The sequence below is a fragment of the Polyangium sp. y55x31 genome (genome assembly GCF_029946505.1).
Taxonomy (GTDB): Bacteria; Myxococcota_A; Polyangia; order Polyangiales; family Polyangiaceae; genus Polyangium.
Genome location: NZ_JARZHG010000052.1, coordinates 36,532 through 56,067 on the forward strand (window position 1 = coordinate 36,532; position 19,536 = coordinate 56,067).

17 protein-coding genes are annotated in these 19,536 nt (G+C 68.6%); 12 read left to right on the forward strand and 5 right to left on the reverse strand.

The features are described from left to right. Positions 1–40: 40 nt before the first annotated feature. Positions 41–1,633, forward strand: coding sequence for a hypothetical protein (locus QHF84_RS45720; RefSeq protein ID WP_281319932.1), 1,593 nt, complete (start codon positions 41–43; stop codon positions 1,631–1,633). Here QHF84_RS45720 and QHF84_RS45725 read toward each other — a convergent pair whose 3' ends face one another. The 4 genes from QHF84_RS45725 to murA all read right to left on the reverse strand — a co-directional run bounded on the left by QHF84_RS45725 (position 1,634) and on the right by murA (position 7,349). Then, the gene (locus tag QHF84_RS45725) at positions 1,634–3,067 is read right to left on the reverse strand and encodes an Ig-like domain-containing protein (protein ID WP_281319933.1); all 1,434 of its coding nucleotides are present in this window, start codon (positions 3,065–3,067) and stop codon (positions 1,634–1,636) included. A 19-nt stretch (positions 3,068–3,086) separates the two neighbouring features. Continuing rightward, entirely contained in the window at positions 3,087–5,378 is a 2,292-nt protein-coding gene (locus QHF84_RS45730) for a hypothetical protein (protein WP_281319934.1), read from the reverse strand. Positions 5,379–5,439: 61 nt separating this feature from the next. Then, positions 5,440–6,081 carry an ATP phosphoribosyltransferase gene (gene hisG, locus QHF84_RS45735; RefSeq protein WP_281319935.1) on the reverse strand — a complete coding sequence of 214 codons (642 nt, stop codon included), beginning with the start codon at positions 6,079–6,081 and terminating at the stop codon, positions 5,440–5,442. Further along, positions 6,078–7,349 (reverse strand): UDP-N-acetylglucosamine 1-carboxyvinyltransferase, encoded by a 1,272-nt coding sequence (gene murA / locus QHF84_RS45740; protein WP_281319936.1) that lies wholly within the window; start codon positions 7,347–7,349, stop codon positions 6,078–6,080. The genes hisG and murA overlap by 4 nt, the downstream gene beginning before the upstream one ends. 135 nt (positions 7,350–7,484) lie before the next feature. On the opposite strand from murA, the gene QHF84_RS45745 reads away from it, so the two are divergent. The 3 genes from QHF84_RS45745 (at position 7,485) to QHF84_RS45755 (ending at position 10,613) form a co-directional block, all read left to right on the forward strand. Further along, positions 7,485–8,819: a DUF6688 family protein gene (locus tag QHF84_RS45745; protein ID WP_281319937.1), complete on the forward strand. Its 1,335-nt coding sequence runs from the start codon at positions 7,485–7,487 to the stop codon at positions 8,817–8,819. Between the two features lie 82 nt (positions 8,820–8,901). Then, positions 8,902–10,107, forward strand: coding sequence for a hypothetical protein (locus QHF84_RS45750; RefSeq protein WP_281319938.1), 1,206 nt, complete (start codon positions 8,902–8,904; stop codon positions 10,105–10,107). Between the two features lie 140 nt (positions 10,108–10,247). Further along, positions 10,248–10,613: a hypothetical protein gene (locus QHF84_RS45755; protein ID WP_281319939.1), complete on the forward strand. Its 366-nt coding sequence runs from the start codon at positions 10,248–10,250 to the stop codon at positions 10,611–10,613. 54 nt (positions 10,614–10,667) lie between these two features. Here QHF84_RS45755 and QHF84_RS45760 read toward each other — a convergent pair whose 3' ends face one another. Beyond that, positions 10,668–12,536, reverse strand: a complete 1,869-nt coding sequence (locus QHF84_RS45760; RefSeq protein WP_281319940.1) for a radical SAM protein — start codon at positions 12,534–12,536, stop codon at positions 10,668–10,670. Between the two features lie 915 nt (positions 12,537–13,451). Between QHF84_RS45760 and QHF84_RS45765 the strand changes: the two genes are divergently transcribed. The 8 genes from QHF84_RS45765 to QHF84_RS45800 are packed head-to-tail and all read left to right on the forward strand — an operon-like array spanning position 13,452 to position 19,507. Next, on the forward strand, positions 13,452–14,087 hold the full coding sequence (locus QHF84_RS45765; protein ID WP_281319941.1) for a DUF2589 domain-containing protein: 636 nt from the start codon (positions 13,452–13,454) through the stop codon (positions 14,085–14,087). 56 nt (positions 14,088–14,143) lie between these two features. Beyond that, positions 14,144–14,434 (forward strand): hypothetical protein, encoded by a 291-nt coding sequence (locus QHF84_RS45770; protein ID WP_281319942.1) that lies wholly within the window; start codon positions 14,144–14,146, stop codon positions 14,432–14,434. A 9-nt stretch (positions 14,435–14,443) separates the two neighbouring features. Beyond that, a complete protein-coding gene (locus QHF84_RS45775; RefSeq protein ID WP_281319943.1) occupies positions 14,444–14,944 on the forward strand; it encodes a DUF2589 domain-containing protein in 501 nt (166 codons plus the stop codon). A gap of 44 nt (positions 14,945–14,988) precedes the next feature. Further along, entirely contained in the window at positions 14,989–15,237 is a 249-nt protein-coding gene (locus QHF84_RS45780) for a hypothetical protein (RefSeq protein WP_281319944.1), read from the forward strand. Positions 15,238–15,240: 3 nt separating this feature from the next. Further along, positions 15,241–16,224 carry a hypothetical protein gene (locus QHF84_RS45785; RefSeq protein ID WP_281319945.1) on the forward strand — a complete coding sequence of 328 codons (984 nt, stop codon included), beginning with the start codon at positions 15,241–15,243 and terminating at the stop codon, positions 16,222–16,224. Positions 16,225–16,282: 58 nt separating this feature from the next. After that, on the forward strand, positions 16,283–18,499 hold the full coding sequence (locus QHF84_RS45790; RefSeq protein WP_281319946.1) for a HEAT repeat domain-containing protein: 2,217 nt from the start codon (positions 16,283–16,285) through the stop codon (positions 18,497–18,499). Beyond that, a complete protein-coding gene (gene xseB / locus QHF84_RS45795) occupies positions 18,496–18,768 on the forward strand; it encodes an exodeoxyribonuclease VII small subunit (RefSeq protein ID WP_281319947.1) in 273 nt (90 codons plus the stop codon). Before QHF84_RS45790 ends, xseB begins: the two co-directional genes overlap by 4 nt. Before the next feature lie 10 nt (positions 18,769–18,778). Then, positions 18,779–19,507, forward strand: coding sequence for a molybdopterin-binding protein (locus QHF84_RS45800; RefSeq protein WP_281319948.1), 729 nt, complete (start codon positions 18,779–18,781; stop codon positions 19,505–19,507). Positions 19,508–19,536: the final 29 nt, after the last annotated feature.

Genomic DNA, 19,536 nt, shown 5'->3' on the forward strand with positions numbered 1-19,536 from the left:
GACGGAGGCGTCGATGCGGTTCGGTGTTTTGTCTGCCCTCATGGCCCTTGCCCTCGCGGGCCTGGGCATCGCCAGCTGTACCCAGGATTTCGACCAGTTCGAGCCGACGGGGGGCAGCGCTGGCAATGGCGGCAGTGGCGGCTCGTCCGCGTGTGAGGCCGGGCAGGTGAGCTGCAATGGCACGTGTGTCTCCGTCGACGATCCGGCCACGGGCTGCGGCAAGGGGTGCGCACCGTGCGTCGTGCTCAATGCGACGCCCGTCTGCGCCGACGGCGCGTGCGCCGTGGGCACGTGCAATCCAGGGTTCTCCGATTGCGACGCTATGGCCGCCAATGGCTGCGAGACGAACACCGGAGCGGACCCGCAGCATTGCGGTGGTTGTGATACGGCCTGCACCACCTTCGAGACCTGTAGCAACGGCAGTTGCGCGCCGAACCCGTGCCAGCCGGGGACGGGCGATTGCAACATGGATAACGCCGACGGCTGCGAGACCATGCTCGGCACGCTGATCGATTGCAAGTTCTGCGGCGACACGTGCGACCTCGCGAACGCAGCCGAGACGTGCGACATGGGCGCGTGTACGCTCGGCGCGTGTGACGGCGGGTTCGATGATTGCGACATGATGGACGCGACGGGCTGCGAGGTGAACCTCCAGAACGACCCGATGAACTGCGGCGCGTGCAACAACGTCTGTCCGGGCGGCGCAACGGCGACCTGCACGGACGGGATGTGCGGGCTCGACTGCGCGCCGGGGACGGCCGATTGCAATGGTGATCCCTCGGACGGCTGCGAGGTGGATACGGCGACGGACGTGATGCATTGCGGCGCGTGCGACCATGCCTGCTCGAACGCGAACGCGTCGGCCACCGCGTGCGCGGCCGGCGCGTGTGCACCCACGTGCGAAGCCGGGTCCGGCGATTGCACGACGCCCATGGCGCCCGCGATGGACGACGGCTGCGAGACGAACACCGCGACGAACATCGACCATTGCGGCGCCTGCGGCCGCGCGTGCTCCGGGACGAACGTCGCCTCGAAGAGCTGCGCGGCTGGCGTGTGTGATTCGTCGTGCGACCTCGGTTTTGCGAACTGCGCCATGCCCGCGATGGGCAACGACGACGGCTGCGAGCTCAATGCCCAGCAAAATGACACGAACTGCGGCGGCTGCGGCAACGATTGCAGCGGCGGGCTCGACTGCGATCGCGGCCCCCTCGCGCAGAAATTCTGCGGCTGCAACAACAACAACGAGTGCGGGCCGGGCGGCACCTGCCCCGGCAATACGGGGCTCTGTAGCTGCCTCGGGACGACCTGCGCGGCGGGCGAAATCTGCGCGGCCCTGGGGTGCTCGTGTAATGGCGGCGCCGCGTGCGGCGCGAACATGCTCTGCTGCCAGAGCCCGGCGGGTTGCGTCAATCCGTACACGGACGCGATGAACTGCGGCGCGTGCGGCCGTGAATGCCCCACGGGCTTCGTCTGCGGCGGCATGGCCCCGCAGGCGCCCTCGTGCCGCTGCGACGCGGACGCCGATTGCAACGCGGGATCGGCGGGCACGTGCGGCGGCAACGGGCAATGCACCTGCGGCGGCACGCAATGCGCCATCGGCGAGCGGTGCTTGCCGAACGGGATGTGCGGCTGATCAGGAAGGGCGGCCGCGCCGCCGCGCGACGAGCGCCACGCACGCGCCTGCGAGCGCGAGCAGCGACCCGGCGTTCGTCTCGCGGCGCGCCGGCGCGGCCGTGCAGCCGCTTTCCTGCTCCGCGACGGGATTGACGTTCGTCGGCGGGGGCGGCTCTTCCTCTTCCGGGGGCACATCCTCGGGCCGCATCGAATACGCCTCGTCGAGCTTCGGGCAGGGCGAGGCGGGCGGCGGCCCGGCCTGCGCGGCGCAATCGCCGCCCGGGGAATCCGGCGTGCAGGTCGTGAACGGAAAGACGATATCTTCGGTCGGGGAGACGCCGGCGAGCGTCTTGATCGATTTGTGCAGGGTCGCCGTGTATTTCGTGGCCGCTTTCCAGGGCTCTTGCGCCGTGACGAGGAGGACGTTCGCCCACTTGTCGCCGCGATATACGGAGGCCTTCGTGGGGACCACGGTCCCCGCGTCGTCGCGCACGGTCACGACCGCGTCGTCGATCGTGGCCCGGTCCATTCCCTCGCCGAAGAACAGCACGATCCTTCCATCGGGCCGCGTATTGTCGAGCGTGGCGAGCGGGTAGGCCTCGTCCGGATAGGCGCCGATGACCACGCCGTCGGCCGATGAATTGCCGTCGAGCCGACGGAGGATCTCGCGGTAATAACCCATCGTGACCCGGGCGCCGAACGGATATCCGCCGGGCGTCCGCGGATCACGCAGGCTCTGCCGGGCCCAGGGGAATTTCGCCCCGTACTCGTCGGCGCCGATGTAGAGGTATTCTGCGACCAGGAAGATCCCGGACCTGGCCGTCGACATGGCCTTCTTGATGGCGTCGGGCGTGACGGGGTGGGCGATCTTTTGCTCGAAGATCTCGCTTTGCGTCTCCGTGTCGACCGCGATTTCGGGCAGGTAATACCGCGGATGGTCGTGGACGAGGAAGATGTCCATCGCCATGTCGAAGGTATCCATGTCCCCCGGATCGACCTGATCCGCGCGCTCGTAGAGGAGCGAATCGAACGTCGAATCCGTGATCCCATGGGCGGCGAGGCCCATCAAGAACGCCACGTGCGTCGCGGCGTCCGGGTTTTCGAGGGGTTTGTCGCCGTACCTGCTGCGGATGAGCTCGACGTAGCCCTGGACGTATTGCTCCCAGTGCGGGATCTCGCCTTGATCGTGGTCCTCGGCGGTGTAACCGGAGTCGGGGAAGAAGGCGCCGTTCGAGAGGTCGTTCAGGTGGGCGTCGAAGAGGGCGCGCAGGCGCGGCTCCGTGACCTGCTCGGCGGCGCATTGGGCCATGTAGATATGGCCCTGCATGCCCGTGGCCGAGGCGGTCCCCGCGACGCCGAGCGTCGGAAGGAGACAAGCGAGGGCGGCGAGAAATCTTTTTTTCGAGGAAATGCGGGGGGCGTGCATCATCACCTCCGGGGAGGGATGATACATGGAAATCGAGGGGAGGGCGTCAGTTCGGCACGGCGCCGCACTCGACGCCGGTATAAAGCGCGTCGTTGTTCTTCTCGTGGCACTCGAGCGTCTGCGTCTGCGGGTCGACGCGGACGTAGATGTCGAGCTTCTTGCCGCCGAGATCGGCCTGGCAACTCACGATCGTGCACTCCGAAACGCCGAGCGCGACCGGGATCGCGGCCGTGCAGAGCGTGGGCCCCTCGGCCGAGCCGTCATAAAAGGTGACCTCGGTGCCGCTGACCATCGGGAGCGTGCCGCGGTTGCATACGCGGGCCTCGATCGTCGCGAGGGTCCCGATGCATTTCACGGCGCCGACGTCGCCGCCGGCCGTGAGATCGGGCTGCCCGAGCGCTTCGAGGTCGCCTTGCACGTTCTGGCGGAAATTGTTGAGCTCCGGCGCCTTCCAATTGATCGCCACGCTCGACGTCTTGGGGATCGCGCCACGATCGCCGACGTGCGTCACCGCGTACGCGTGCTGGTTCCACACCGGCCGCGAGGCCGCCCAGCGCTCCTGCTCGTCGCGAAGGACCAGGATGCCGTGGTTCTGGCTGAACGTCGCGGCCGCGAAGAGCGGATCCGTGGCCGGGCAATTGAGGCTGCCGGCGTAGTCGTTCACCGCCGTGACGATCTCCGTGTGGTAATCGCCGTCCACGTCGACGATCACCGGATTCTCGTAGGTCGTCCCCGACGAACGGGCGACGCTGTAAATGACGGCGCCCGTCGTGCCGTCGTAGACGCGGAGGAAACACTCGTCGGCGTAGACCGCCTCGGCCTTGCCGTCGTAATCGAAGTCGAAGACGCTCGACCCGGTCACGTTGGAGCTCGCGTCCTTCGAGGGCTGGCTCCAGAGGATACCCGTCCCCGGGGATTGTCCTCCACATTTCGCGGGATCGCCGCCCGCGAGGCAGTCGAAATCGAAGACGACGTATTGCGTGCCGCCCGCGCTCGCGAATTCGCGGCGTCCATCCCCGTCGAAATCGGCGATCGTGGGGGGACCACCCGTGCCGCCGCCTGGAATCGTGACCGGCCCGAACACGACGGTCCCGGCGAGCGTCTGCACGCGAAGGGTCCCGCCCGACACGACCACGACCTCGGCGCGATCCTGCCCGCCGAACGCGTCGAGCGGGAAGCTCCCGAGCTCGGCGATGGCGACCTGACCGGCGGCGAGGTTTCCCGGCGTGAAATAAGCCTCGGCGACCCAGTCGCCCGTCGCCGCGTCCCATTGATGAATGCCATTGCCGAGCACGAGCTCCATCTTCCCGTCCTCGTCGACGTCGGCGACGACCGGCACGTAGCCTTTGCTGTACCCCGGGAAGCCGAGGCTGTTCGAGGCAAGGCACCCATCGGCGCGGTAGACCGTGGCGCCGTAAATGATCTCGGGTTTGCCGTCGTCGTCGAGGTCATGAATCGACGGCCCGCTCCATTTGTCGTTGCCGCCCGCCGTGTCGAACGTGGTCGGCGGGCCGGAGCCTCCGGGGCACGTGCCGGAGCGCCAGAGCTGGGAGAACTTGTTCGTCGCGGGATCGAAGCGGAACGCGATGATGCCGCCGCCGTGGCGCGCCGCGACGATCTCCGCGCGCCCGTCGCCGTCGATGTCGCCGACGGCCACCGACGCGGGCGCCATGGTCGCGTCCTCCGCGGCATCGAAACTGAATTGCTGCGAGCAATCCTTCCCGCTGATGACGCGCAGGACGCCCGGATTCGAGTAGCTGCCCGCCGTGGGGAACGAGCTGAAGACGATGGACGGCGAGAGCGTCGTCGGATCGCTGTCGAAATCGAAATCGACGACGACGGGCGTGGCCATCACGTGGAAGCTGTTCGGATGCGCGTCGCCGCTCGGCGGCCCCGTCCAGCGGCATTGCTCGGAGGGCACGATCGCGCCGATCTCGACGGGGCTCGTGCAGGCCGGGTCGTTCGCCTGCGCGCCGGGAATGCCGTAAGGGACGCACTGCCCCCCGTCGCAGTAGCTATCGAACAAGCAATCGTCGTTCGTCGTGCAAGGCGGCTGCTCGCGGGCGCACGCAGTCCCGAGCGCGCACGTCTCGCCCGTGGGGCAGCACGTGTCGCCGCAGATCTGCGAAGACGGGCATCCGGCGTCCGGGAAGAAATCGCCCCCCGCCCCCGCATCTCCGCCCGTCCCGCCGCCGCCGGTATTCCCGCCGCCCGCGCCGCCGGAGCCGCCCGTGTTCGTGCCCGTGGGGGACGTGCTGCCGCCGCCGCTGCAGGCGAACACCATTCCGCCCGCGAGCAGGCCGAGCGCCGCGAAGCGCATCGTTCCGCGCATGTTCATGATGGATCCCTCGCTTTCGCGCCGATCGTAGGCCGGCGAGGAGAGCGAGGTCAACGCCGGATCAGGGCGCCCGAGCCTCCGCCACGGCCTTGCCGATCGCCTCACAAAGCGGCCGGATCTCCGCCGCGCGGAGCTTGTACGCCGCGCGGTTCGCGATGAGCATCGTGCTCACCTCGGCGACGGTCTCGATCACCTCGAGGTCATTCTCCTCGAGCGTTTTTCCCGTCTCGACGACGTCGACGATGAGGTCCGACAAACCCACGAGCGGCGCGAGCTCCACCGAGCCGGAGACGGGGATCACCTCGGCCTGGATCCCCTTTTTCGCGAAAAACTCCGCCGTGACGCGCGGGTATTTCGTGGCCACGCGGGGCAGGTCCGGCGCCTGTTTGCCCCGCGGCCCGGCCACCGCGAGGCGGCATTTGCCGATGCCGAGGTCGAGCGGCGTGTAGAGGTCCGCCTTCTTTTCGAGCAACGTGTCCCGCCCGGCGATGCCGAGGTCGACCGCGCCGTACTCCACGTACGTCGGCACGTCGTCGGGCTTCAGGAACACGTAGCGGAGGCGGCCCGCCGCGTCGTCGCGCACGAGCCGCCGGTCGTCGGCGAGGAGCGGGCCCACGTCGAGGCCCGCGCGGGAAAACAGGGGCGCGAGCGCCTTGAGGATGCGGCCTTTCGGGACGGCGATCGAGAGCGGACCCTCGTTCACCCCGGCTGCCCCTTGATGCGCACCGTATCGGCCCCGAGCTGCGCGAGCTTGCGCTCCATGTACTCGTAGCCGCGATCGAGGTGGTAGACGCGCAAGACCTCCGTCTCGCCCTCCGTCGCGAGCAGCCCCGCGATGACGAGCGACGCGCTCGCGCGCAGGTCCGTGGCCATCACCTTCGCGCCCGAGAGCGGGCGGCCGCCGTGCACGTGCGCCGTGTGCCCGTCGGTGTCGATCTCCGCGCCCATGCGGCGCAGCTCCGGCACGTGCATGAACCGGTTCTCGAAGATCGTCTCGACGATCCGCGACGTCCCGCGCGCCAGGCACATGAGCACCATGAACTGCGCTTGCATGTCCGTGGGGAAGCCGGGGTGCGGCGCGGTCATCACGTCCACGGGGCGCAGCGGCCGGTCGGGGTCGCGGCGGATGCGCACGCAGTCGCCCTCGCGCCCGACCTCCACGCCCGTCGCGCGGAGCTTCGACACCACCGCTTCGAGGTCCTCGAGCGGCGCGTTCTCGAGCAGCACGTCGCCGCCGGCCGCGGCCGCCGCGACCATGTACGTCCCGGTCTCGATGCGGTCCGAGATGATCGCGTGATCGAACGGGTCGAGCTCGTCGCGGCCCTCGATGTGGATGACGTCGGTGCCCGCGCCGTCGACGCGCGCGCCCATCTTGTTGAGCACGCGGCCGAGCTCCTCGACCTCCGGCTCGCGGGCGCAGTTGACCAGCGTCGTGCGGCCCTTCGCGAGCGCGGCGGCCATCATGATGTTCTCGGTGCCCGTCACGGTGGGCATGTCGAAGACGACCTCGGCGCCCCGGAGCCGCTTGCACTCGGCGTGGATGTAGCCGTTCGAGAGGCGGATCGTCGCGCCGAGCGCTTCGAGGCCCTTCAGGTGCTGGTCGACGGGGCGCGAGCCGATCTGGCATCCGCCGGGGAGGCTCACCTTGGCGCGGCCGTACCGCGCGACGAGGGGGCCGAGCACGAGCACGCTGGCGCGCATCTGCTTGACGAGCTCGTAGGGGGCCTCGGGGTTCGCCTCGGGGCCGCCGGCGACGCGCACGAGGGGCGGGTCGACCATCACGTTGCGCCCGAGCACGCGCAGAAGCTCGCCCGTGGTCTCGATGTCCTTGAGGGCCGGCACGTTGCGCAGGATGCTCTCGCCGTCCGAGAGGAGCGTCGCGCACAGGATCGGCAGCGCCGCGTTCTTCGCGCCGCTCACGCGGATCTTGCCCTGAAGCTGCTTTCCACCGCGAATCCGGATGACGTCCATGGCTCCGACTCTTCGCATGATTCGCGCGGGAAGGCGAACGTTTGGCGAGCGTTCACCGGGGCCGCGCATGTAGGCGTGGGTAGGATCCGCGTGTCAGCTCGCAGGACGCAAGGTACGATGGGCATCGGAGAGCGCATGGATTCCGGGGAACAAGAACGCGACAAGGGGCCCGAGGCACCGAACGAAGCAGGGGCCCAGCCAAACCCCGCGATGGTCCCCTTCGCGCCGCCCGAGGCCCCGCTCGCGGAGGCGCCCGCGCCTTCGCCCTCCACGCACAGCCGCCTCGCGGACGCCGCGCTCGTGACGTTGCTCGTCGTCGGGTACGTCTCGCCGACCGTCGCGGCTCTCGTCGCGCTCTCCACGGGAGCCCGCGGCCTCGCGTTCGTCTGTTTCGGGATCGCGGCCGTCGGCGTGGGGCTCTGGGGCGTCATCAAGCTCTACCGTCGCACCCGAACGCACGGGCGCGGCGCGGCTCTGGCGTGGGCGGACGTCCTCGTCCTCAGCATCCTCCCCGCGTGGGGGCTGCTCTACAACCACATCGTCAACGCGACGTGCCAGGTGATGGAGTGCGAGGCGAGCGGCGAGGTCTTCCGCCCGCTCGCCGAGCCCGAGGTCTTCGGCCTGCTCGCGTTTCACCTCGTGACGGCGCTCGCGTACGTGGTCTCGCGGCGCAGGCGCGCGGCGTTGCACCCGCCGATGGCCGAGCTCCTCGTGCACGCGGGCATGCTCGCGGGGATGGCCATCCACGTGCTGCTCGCGGTGCATTTCGGCAAATGGGTGCTCATTGGCGTGGTGTTCCCGCCGGCCTTCTTGCCCTGTTTGTCCCCGGTCCTGACCGTGATCCTCTACGGCGCGGAGCTCCGCCACCGCCTGCGCCTGCGGGGCGCGGAGGCGCGGGCTCTCGGAAAGCCGCTCACCGTGTATCGCGAAGGCCCGGAGCAATCCTTCCTGCCCGAGAAGATCCACGCCCCGACGCTGCTTCGCGCCCTCGCCTTGTCGCCGGTCTTGCTCGGCGTGCACGCCGTGATCCAGGCGGTTTGGCTGGGCCATGCGGCGGGCGCGCTCCAGGTCTTCACGCGGACGTGCGACTACACGCTCTCGCGGCTCCCGGTGGAGCTGATCCCCGGCGATTGCCATTACCTCTGCACCGTGGCGGCGCGTGGCCATTCCTGGCTCGTGCGCCCGCTCCGGATGGGCCGGCGCGGCGGCGTGCCGATCCTGGTGAACCGTCAGCTCGCGGTGGCGAACGCGTTCGAGGATCTGCTTCACGAGCGCTGGCCCCGCTTCGGTCGTTTGGCACGACGAACGTACGATCTGCTCGCCCGGCCCGTGTGCAACTACCTGCGTCCCGCGTGGGTGTCGGACCTCGTGTACCTCTTGATGAAGCCGGCGGAGTGGGTGTTCTACCTCGTGCTCGTGCTCCTCGATCCGCGGTCGCCGGAGGCGCGGATCGATCGGATGTATCGGTGATCCGTTTGGGGCGAAGAACCCCGGGGACCAACATCGACCCCTTTTCCCCGAGGTTTCACCTGGGCTAACCTACGCCCGCGTCATGCCTTTCTTCTCTTCGCGTCTTGCCACGGGCCTCGCGCTCGCCGCGTCCCTCGTGGCGCGCTCGGCCGCGGCCGTCGAGCCTGATCCCGTGCCCTCGCTCGATCTGCGCGGGTACCATCCTTCCACCGATCCTGCGGCGGGCCTCTTCCTCGAACCTGTCTCCACGCCCGCGCACGGCGACTGGAACATCGCCGTCTACGGTTCGTACGCGTACAAACCAATCACGCTCCGGGATCCTGCGACGAACGAGCATGTGTTCGACGTCCTCACCCATCAGCTCACCGGCGACCTCGTCGCCAACATCGGCGCCCTCGGCCGCCTCTCCTTCGGCGCCGACTTGCCCTTCGCCCTGTACCAGAAGGGCGACACCCCCGACTTCGACTCCGTCGCCACGCTCGGACCGACGAACATCCCCCAGCAGGCCCTCGGCGACCTCGCGTTCACCGGCAAGCTCGTCATCGTCAAACCCACCGGCGGCGACCTCGGCGGGTTTGCCCTCGGCCTCCACGAGCGGTTCACCGTGCCCACCGGCGATCGCGGCTCCTTCCTCGGCGAAGGCGCGATCACCAGCACCACGCGCCTGCTCGCCGAGTACCGCCTCCTCGTCCTCGGCTTCCACCTCGCCGCGGGCGTCAAGCTCCGCGCGGAGACCGAGCGTTTCGCCTGCGCCCACATCCCTCTCACCGATCCTTTAGGCTGCCGCCAGCGTGTCGGGCACGAGCTCCCCTTCTCGTTTGGCCTCTCCTTCCGGCCCCAGGCCCTCGGCATCGACGAGGCCGGCCGTTTCACCGTGTTCCTCGAGACGAACGGGCACGTGCCGATCTACCCCCTGGAGCCTTTCCAGAACCGTACCCTCACCGCGTTCGAGGCGGCGCTCGGGGCGCGGGCGCAGCTCGGGGACTTTTCGGTCCTCGCCGGCGCGTCGCGCGGGTTTTTCGGCGGCGTCGGCACCGGACCTCTTCGCGTGATGCTCGGCATCGGCTGGGCCCCGCGCGTGCGCGACGTCGACGAGGACGGCGTGCCGGACGAGGCCGACCAGTGCCGCGAGCTCGCCGAGGACAAGGACGGCTTCGAGGACCACGACGGCTGCCCCGACGGCGACAACGACGACGACGGCGTGCCGGACAACGAAGACAAGTGCCCCAAGACCAAAGAAGACGAGGACGGCAAGGACGACGACGACGGCTGCCCCGAGCCCGAGTGATGTGAGTGTCCCTTGGACGGAATAAATCCTGACCGAAGGAATCCGTTGGGGTCGATGACGTAAGGTGGTTGACGAGCGCGGGGTTCGCGTAGGATGGTGGGTGGTCTGCCTCGATGGCGCAACACCGCTTCCAACTCACGATGACTCCGCCCGATCGGGTGACGATCGAGATCGGCGGTGCGCTCGGGGATCTGATCGCGGAGGAGCTCACGGCGAAGACCGTGGACGCGCTCGCGAGCCAGGCGAGCACGAAGCTCGTGCTCATCGACATCCGCGGGCTCACGGATTTCACGGTGATGGCGCGCGTCGGCCTCGGCACGTGCCAGAAGCTCCTCCGGCGGCGGCAGATCCGGACGGCGTGGCTCGTCTCGACGCCGCGGCAACACGGGCTCGCGACGCTCGTCGCGCACAGCGCCGCCGACGACGGGGCGGGCGTGTTTCAGACGCTCGCGCAGATCGAGGCGTGGTTCGCTTCGAGCGAGGGGCGACCGTCTGGGCGTGGCTGAACGAGGGTTCGGCGCCGACCATGTTCGGCGGGCGGCGCCTTCGGCGGAAAGGGCCTAGGACGACACGATCGGCAAGCGGACGGCCTTCTTCCGCTCCTGCTTGGCGAGCTCGTGCTCCTTCACGGTGATGGAGTTCTCGAATTCGGGCAGGGCGAGGTCCTTGTTTTTCGCGTAGATCGGGTGCCTGCCGTATTTGCGGTACCACTCGGCGACCGTGGCGTTCGCCTTGATCTTTTCGAGCACGTTGCGCCAGCCGACGCCCGTGTTGTAGGCGCAGAAGCTGATCTCGCCCATCTGCGTGCCGTAGGGGATGATGCACATCTCCGTCCGGCGGAAATCGTAATTGAAGAGGTCCTGGAACCACATGCCGGCGACGAAGAGCACGCGCCACTCGTATTCCTTCGCGTCGTTCTCGCCCGCGTGCGCCGCGCCCGTCTGGCTCATGAACTGCTTCACGAGCGTCTTCACGTCGAACCCGGGCGGCGCCTTCTCCGGCTTGTAATGGCGGAGGATGCTCGTGAGCACCTGCGCCTTCGTCCATTTCGAGCCCCGGCCCGCGTCGAAGATCGTCCGGAAATCGCGCAGGATGCCCTCCATGTCGAGGAACTCGAGCAAGGGGACCATCTGCTTCGTCTTCTTGTTGACGAAGAGCACGGTGCCGATGCCGCAGTTCGGGTGACACCCGCAATTGAGCTGGCCGAAATCCTTGTCCGGTCCGTCGAGCAGATCGACGACGTCGCCGAACGGCGAGAGCGCCGAGAGCGGGAACCAATCGCGCAATGGCTCGGTGACGCCGGTCTGCGCCTTCACGTCGCGCGCGAGGTGGCTCAGCGTGTATCTTTGCTTTTCGCGCAGCTCGTCGGAGATGTCCTCGTCGCGGCCGGTGAAGCTCACGGGCTGGAAGCTCACGACCGTGACCTTGTCGGCGTTCTCGATCGCGAACTCGATGATCGGGCCGACCATGTCGTTGTTCACGCCATTGACGACGGTCACGACCAGGATGACGTCGATGCCCGCCGCCGCGAGCTCCTCGATCGCGCGGAGCTTCACGTCGTAGAGGTTCGCGATCTTGCGGTGGCTGTTCGCCTCGTTCGTGACCCCGTCGAACTGGAGGTAGGCCATGCGCAGGCCCGCCTCCTTGCATTGCTTGGCGAAGCCGGGCTCCTGCGCGAAGCGCAGGCCATTCGTCGCGCATTGCACGGCGAAATAGCCCTTCTTGCGGGCATAACGGATCGCGTCGAGGAAATGGGGCGAGAGCGTGGGCTCGCCGCCCGAGAACTGGATCGACATCTGCCGCCTCGGCCGCACTTCGGCCGCGTCGTCCAGGATCTGCGTGATCTCCTCCCAGGAGAGCTCGTGCACGTAGCCGACCTGATTCGCGTCCATGAAGCACGGGTCGCACATCATGTTGCAGCGATTCGTGAGGTCGACCGTGAGCACCGCGCCGCGGCCGTACTTGATCGAGCTCGATCCGTGCTGGTGGATGCGATCGGGCGTCATCACCACGTCGCGGCCCTGGAAGAGGCTCTCGATCCGCGCGAGGAATTTCGGATCGATCGAGATGACGTCGCTCACGCGGCCGTGCTTCGGGCACTCCTTCTCCATCCGGATCTGGCCGTCGCGCTCGACGATGTGCGCCTTGATCTCTCCGGGGTTGTCCGAGACGAGCTTCGTCCAGTCCGCGTCGCCGCGCAGGATCTCGGCGCGCGCTTCCTTGACGCACGTGGGGCACAAGCTGTCCGTCACCCGAGGCCAGCCGAGCGGCGGCTTCGTCCGCTCCTTGCCGCGCGGGATGGGGCGATCGCTCCATCGAGGCTTGAACGGCAGGGCCTCCGGGCCGAGCGTGTTCAGCGTCTGCATCACCGGCCAGACCCGATTCGCGGAGGCCGTGACGAATTTCTCCAGATGACGCACGGACAACATCGTTGCTGCTTTCCTCCTCGGTCCCCCCGACGGGTGACGTAACGTAGTTGCTGGCCGCCGGGCCGACCAGCAATTTCGTTCCGTTCTGACGATACGGAAAACTGCGTGGTCGTGACGGAGACGGGGGTTCGCGCTCACGGCGACACGGCGAGATGGGTCTTGACAGGGACGCGGGGCCCGGCGCGGCGGGTCGCGGATCGCTCGGTCGCCCCGGCGTCGGTCTCGTGGAACGGTTGGGCGCGACGCGCGGAGCCTGCGCGAGCGGAGGCCCATGGCGACGCGGGCGAGGGGGCGTCACCGCCCGCAGGAACGCCACGGATCGCGGCGGAAACTGCGCTGCCGACCGACCCGGTGAGGGGCGTGGCTCCGTGTTGTGATCTGGCACGTGGATCGGAGGTGATCCAGGGGGGTGCGCCGGGAGTGTGCGTCCGGGCGCGAAATGGGGATCGAATCCGCGGCGAAACACGGCGAAGCGCGACGCGCCGATATCGTTGGTCCATCCGTACGAGAGGATCTCCTGCGTTTGACTGGATCGAAAAGGGATCGGTTTCTCGCGCGTTTCGCTGTCAAATTGTTTGTCTCGGCGCGCCGGGATCGTACGAATTCGTTACGCTCCCGTGAACGGGCGAAAATCTGTTGCTCCCGAGGATCGACCGGCCGTATCTGTAGAACACCGGCGGGCGGCCGATGACCGCAGCCGGGGCTCGCGACTCTTTGGCTCGAGGGTCTGCGTCTCGCTGCTTTGCCGTGATTCGCGGGCGTGGTCCCACGCGACGGCGACGTGTGTCGTGCGTGGGCGCCATGAATCGTTCTTTTCGGCCAAGCGGCGTATCTCGACCCGCGTACCTCGTTCTTGCGGTGCTCCGGTGGTTATTCCGTTTTCGGCGGCCGGCGGCATCCAAAAGGAGTCTTCCCATGAGCGACAACGGTACAGGTACCGGTTCGAATAACAACGGCGATCAAGCAGCCGCAACGCAGCTCCTCAGCCAGATCCCCTTCGGGGCGATCATCGGCGGCCCGCTCGTCGCCGGCGTCGAAGCGCAGACCTTGGCGGCGAACGCCACGCTGAAGTACGTGCTGGGTGTCCTCTTTGGCCTGGACAAGGACGGCAACCCCAACGGGTCGGACGGCAAGGCCCCGACTGCCGTGATGTCCGTCACGTTCACGTTTTCGAGGGGCGCCGATACGGCGCAGCTCACGGTGCCGCTCCTGACCCTGGTGCCGATTCCGTACCTGCTGGTCGAGACGATGGACATCAACTTCAAGGCGGCCATCAATGCCACGTCGAGCTTCGAAGCGAAGCAGAGCACGGAGAACCAGACGGGAGGCGAGACCAGCGGATCCTTCGGCTTCCTCTTCGACAAGGTCAATTTCAAAGGGAGCTACTCGAGCAAGTCGGACTCGAGCTCGACGAGGGATTCGAAGTACTCCGTCGAGTACACGGTCAACGTCAACGTGCACGCCACGGGGCACGACATGCCTGCGGGCACCTCGAAGGTGCTCAACATGCTGAACGACGCCATCAAGGCGGTGCCCGGGAAGACGACGTGAGCTGAACGAGGGCGATGGCCGCGATCTCCACCTGTTGCGGTTCGGGGTGAGCGTCGATGCAGGAGCGAGTCGAGCGGATGGTCACCGCAGTGCTCGATGAAATCGAGCGAGGGCTCGCGCTCGCTCGCGTGCCTGCGCGCGAGCTCTCCGGCGCGCAGCAGGTGGAGCGTTTTCATTCGAGCCTGCGCCCGACCCACGTCGTGTGCACGTTCGAATGGCCGATCGCGGCGCAGGATCGAGCGGAGCCGGGGCCGCTCATGGTCGTGAAGATATCCATCGAGATCGACGCGTCGGGCGTGCCGCGGCTCCACGGGGTCACGGCCGAAGCGCCACACGCGAGCGTGTAGGAGTCCGTCATGCCGGAGAACACCGTTTCTCAGATCCCGTTGAGTCAGCTCGTGGGGAGCCTCGTCCGCGACATCGTCGACGCGGATGGAATGGCCGCCAAGGCCACGTCGGACTTCATCCAGAGTGTGGGGTTCGACGAGAAGGGCGAGCTGCGCACGGTGCAATTCAGCTACCAGCAGGTCGTGCCGGGCGTGGGCGTCAAGCGATACACCGTCTCCGTGCCGCTCTTGACGCTCGTGCCGATCCCCATTCTCGGCATCGACAAGGCGGAGATCTCGTTCACGACGAAGATCGTGGAGATGAGCCAGGGGGATTCGCAAGCGCCGAAGCTGCTCGCGAGGATCGCGGCGGACGCGCAGCCGAAGAGCGACGCCGCGTCCGAGACGACCAACATCAAGTTCTCGCTGACGATGTCGCGCTGCGACGTACCCGCGGGGCTCACGGGCATCTTCGGGCTGCTCGGCAACAGCATCCAGGTCACCGGTGTGCCTGCCGGCAAGCCTGAATAACGCAATCGCACGAACCAGGACCATCGAGCAAGGAGAGGATCGTCATGCTGCAAGGGTTGAAGGCTCAGTCCGACAATCATGGTTTCCCGTGCCCGTGCTGCAATTTCAAGATCAAGGCGACGATCGAGCAGATCCTGACCGGCAGCTCCATTTTTTGCGCGGGCTGTGGCCTGCAGCTCGACATCGATCGGCAGGGCTCGGCGCAGGCGATCGACGCGCTGAAGACGCTGAACGAGGCCGTCGCGCAGGCCGAGGACCAGATGGCAAAGGCGAAGAAGCCCGGGGCGAGGTGAGCGATGCCCACGCTCGTCGACCTCATCAAGGGTGAAAGCAAGAGGAGCGACAAGGACAAGATCTTTGGCCCGGACTTCCAGACGCCAGCCGATTGGTCCAGGTACTTGAAGGATCGGTTCGGGGAAGGAAGTGAACCCGTGAGCGCGCTCCTCCGGTCGGGGGTGGACCGCGACGGGTTTCAGGCCCTGTACGTCGCGTGCTGGATTCATCAGCCCCTCGAGAAGGGCTCGTACATGATCGAGCTCGAGAATCCGGGGCAGGTGAGACAAGGGTACGACGCGCTGCCGGGCCGCTGGTCCAGCCATCTCAGCGAGCATGGCAAGACCGCGGGAGACGGCTGGCAATTCCTCAAGGGATACAAGGAGCTCCTCGTCCAGCTCGAGAGCGTCGCATCGGCCTCGTCGGCTCTGTTCCTGAAGAGCGAAGGACACCCCGCCATTTCGGTGAAGCACATGCTGAGCTTCTTCACCAAGATGTTCACCGGAGCGGGCAATACCGCCAGCAAGTCCTTGCAGGCGCAGGGGAAGGACCCCGGAAGCGTGGTCGAGCCGCGCGCGGCCGAGAATTACAGCAAGTCGTACAAGAAGGTCCTCGCGGCGGTGGGCTTGCAACCGAAGGCGACCATGAACACGGTCCCGACCGTCGCGTCCGCGATGTGGAAGTACCTCGCCGCGCGCGGGAGCAATACCCTCACCGCGTATTCGAATGCCGGCGGGCCGAGGGACGATTCCCGTGTGGCGAACCTCCGGGGCGTGAAGCTCGCCGAATGCCTGGACAAGCTTCGCGGCGCTGCGACGAGCGACCTCGGGCCCAAGGACAAGCTGCGCGTGGCCGTGCTCGAGGCCAAGAAGGATCTCGACACGATCATCGCGAACCTGAAGACCGATCCCGCAGGGACCCAGCGCGTCTTCGCCGAGGTCAAGGTGACGCCGAGGCAGCTCGACGAAAGCCTCCGCGACTTCCGGGCCGCGCTCGCTCGGGCCTAGAACCCCCCGAGGATGAGGCGTGACAACCCGCCTCCCGTCGTCGATAGTTGCCCCCGTCATGCGCCGTTCGTTCGCCCTCTTCGCGTCGCTCACGTTCGCCGCGCTCTCGCTCGCGCCCGTCGTGGCGAGCGCGCAAGGGATCGCGGTGGGCGTCGGGCGCAGGGCCGTCGATGAAGACGAGTACGGCGAGGTTTCCGTTCCGCCCCGCGGGACGCTCCGTGGTTCGTTCGGCGTGCCCGTGGCCGAGCGGCTGCTCGTGTCGGGCTCGGTCGAGGAGCGGCTGCGCGGCGTGCGCAGGCTCGGGGCGATCGGGACGCCCGAGGCGATCGACGCCCTGACGAACGCGTTCGAGCAGTCGTCGATCCTGACGCGCGACGGACGCACGCGGCTCGAAGGCGTGCGGATCCTCGCGGCGCACGCCGATCGCGAGGCGGTGCGGCCGCTGCTCATGCGTGAGCTCTCGGAAGGTGGTCCCGAGGCGCGCGCGGCGTCGCACGGGGGGCTCGCGCGCGGGGCCGCGGCGCTCGCGCTCGCGAGGAGCCGCGACAAGAAGGCCCTGTCGGCGCTCGTGGGCGCGGTGATGCAAGGCGGGCCGGGCGGAGAAGCGGCGTCGGCGGCGCTCGTGGTGTACCCGCCCGCGTCGATCGCGCCGCTGCTGGAAGGGCGTCGTCGGATCGAGCCGGCCCTCGCGGCGCTGCTCGGCGACCTCGGGGACGTGCGAGCGATCCCGCGGCTCCGGCAGGCGCTCGAGGACACGGATCCGACCTACCGCGCCGCCGCGGCGCTCGCGCTCGCGCGTCTCGGCGACACGAGCGCGCAAGCGGCGGCGCGCACGTGGGTGAAGAACGACGACGTGAAGCAGAAGCGCGCAGGCGCCGAGGTGCTCGCGCGGCTCGGCGCAGACGGCGCGGCCGAGGCGATCGCCGCGCTGCTCGCAGCAGGCCCGACGCGCCTCGACGGCGTGCGCCTCGCGCTCACCGCGCCCTCGCCGGCGCTGGTCAAACCACTCGTCGCGGCGCTCGAAGCGCTCGACGGCGACGATCGGGAGCAAGCCATCGCGGCGATCGGTCGCGCGGGCGGGCCGGAGGCCGCGACGGCGCTGCTCGCGCAGCTCGGCAAGCCCGAGCATGCGACGGCGGCGGCGTTCGCGCTCGCGCGCATGCCGGGCAAGGACGCGCGCGCGTCCCTCGAACGGGCGCTCGGGAGCACGTCGGCGAAGAAGGGCGCGCCGCGCCGGCTGATCACGCGCGCGGCGCTCGTGCGCGCGCTCGTGCTCGGCGACGAACCGAGCGGCCTCGGGGAAGCGCTCGATGCCATGGCGAACGAGAAGGATCCGGCCGACCGCGCGGTGAGCGTCTTCGGCCGGGTCGCGACGGGCCGGACGAGCGTGCGCGCCGCGCTCGACGCCGCTTGCCCCGAGAAACGCCCGTGCGACGTGGCGATCGTGGCCGCGGTGGCGCGCGCCTCGCTCTCGCGCGCGGCGATCGGCAAGAACGACGCGCCGGCGGAGCTCGCGCGCGTGCTCGGCGCGAAGGCGGCGGGGCGGGGGTTTGGGGCGCAGGGCGCCGAAGGCGACCCGAAGCCCCAAGCGTCGAAGGGGGACGCACCTTCGGCGATCGAGGTCGCGGCGGGCGTCGCGCTCCTCGCGGATCCGAGCGGCGCGGGCCTGCCGACGGCGCTGCTCGCGCGCTGGGCCGAAGGGGAGAGCCCGCTCGCGCCGCTCGCCGCGCGCGCCTTGCCGAGCCGCGACGACGAGGCGATTCGCAGCCGCATCAAGCGCCTGCTCGCCGGCACCGACCCGGTCATCCGCGCGCACACGGCGCTCGGCCTCGCGCTCGACCCCGAGCCGGACGCGACGTCGCTGCTCGCGAACGCTTATCGCTTCGAGGACGATCCGACCGTGCGCCGCGCCGTCGTGCGTGCGCTCTCCGCGCGTCGCGAGCCCTTGCGCGTGGTGACGCTCGAGCTCGCGCGCGACCTCGATCCGGACGACCAGGTCCGCGCCCTCGCGCGCGCGGCTTTGTCCGGACGCACGCTTCTGCCGACGCTGACGGTGCCTCGTGGCCCGGTCGCGTGGATCTCGCTCGTGGCGAACGCGCCTTCGGCGCTCGCGTCGATCCAGGGGCGCGCGGCGCGGCTCGTCCGGTCGGATGGCGTGGCCGTGCCGATCGTGGCGGATCCGGACGGCGTGGTGCTCGTCCCGGGCCTGCCGGACGGCCCTGCCGCGCTCACGCTTGCGCCCGAGGCCATCCCGGGGGACGCTGGGTCGCCATGAGCCAAGAGACGGCTTCGATGACCAAGCCTGCCGGAGCGGAGCAGGCGTCTGCGCTCTCGTTCGAGGAGTCCACGCGGAGGCTCTCCGCGATCGTGGAGGAGCTCGAAGGCGGGGAGCTGCCGCTCGAGCGATCGCTCGCGCTCTTCGAGGAGGGCGTGCGCCTGGCGCGTGCGGCGAAGGAGCGGCTCGACCGGGCCGAGCGTCGGGTCGAGGAGCTGCTCGGCATCGACGCGCAGGGCAAGCCCATCGTGCGCGAGTTCGAGAGCTAGGAGTTTTCCCGTGCGAACGGCGGCGGCGCTCATCATCGGCAACGAGCTGCTCAGCGGCAAGATCGCGGACGCGAACGTGGTCGTGCTCGCGCGGGCGCTGCGTTCGCTCGGCGTGGTCTTCCGGCGCGTGGTGATGGTGCTCGACGAGGTCGACGTCATCGCCGAGGAAGTGCGGACGCTCTCGAAGACGCACGACTGGCTCTTCACGTCGGGCGGGGTGGGCCCGACACACGACGACGTCACGATCGACGGCGTGGCGCGAGCGTTCGGCACGCATGTCGTGAGCGATCCCTCGATGGAGGCGATGCTGCGGACCTACTACGGCGAGAAGCTGACGGAGGGGCACCTCTTGATGGCGCGCATGCCGCACGGCGCGCGGCTCGCCGCGTCGAAGTCGATGCCGTGGCCGACGGTGGTGATGAACAACGTGTGGATCCTGCCGGGCGTGCCGGAGATCTTCCAGGCGAAGATCCCGCTGATCACGGAGGAGCTCGGCGCGGACAGGCCGTTCATCTCGCACGCGGTGTTCACGACGCTGGACGAGGGGACGATCAAGCCGATGCTCGACCGCGTGGTCTCGGAGCACCCGGACGTGGAGATCGGCTCGTATCCGCGGTGGAGCGCACTCGAATATCGGACGAAGCTGACGTTCGACGGGCGTGACGCGGAGAAGGTGCGGACGGCGCGGGATGCGTTCGCGGCGAGTTTGCCGGAAGAGGCGGTTGTCCGGGTCGAGTGATCATCCCGCCATTGCATTGACTGTCGGCT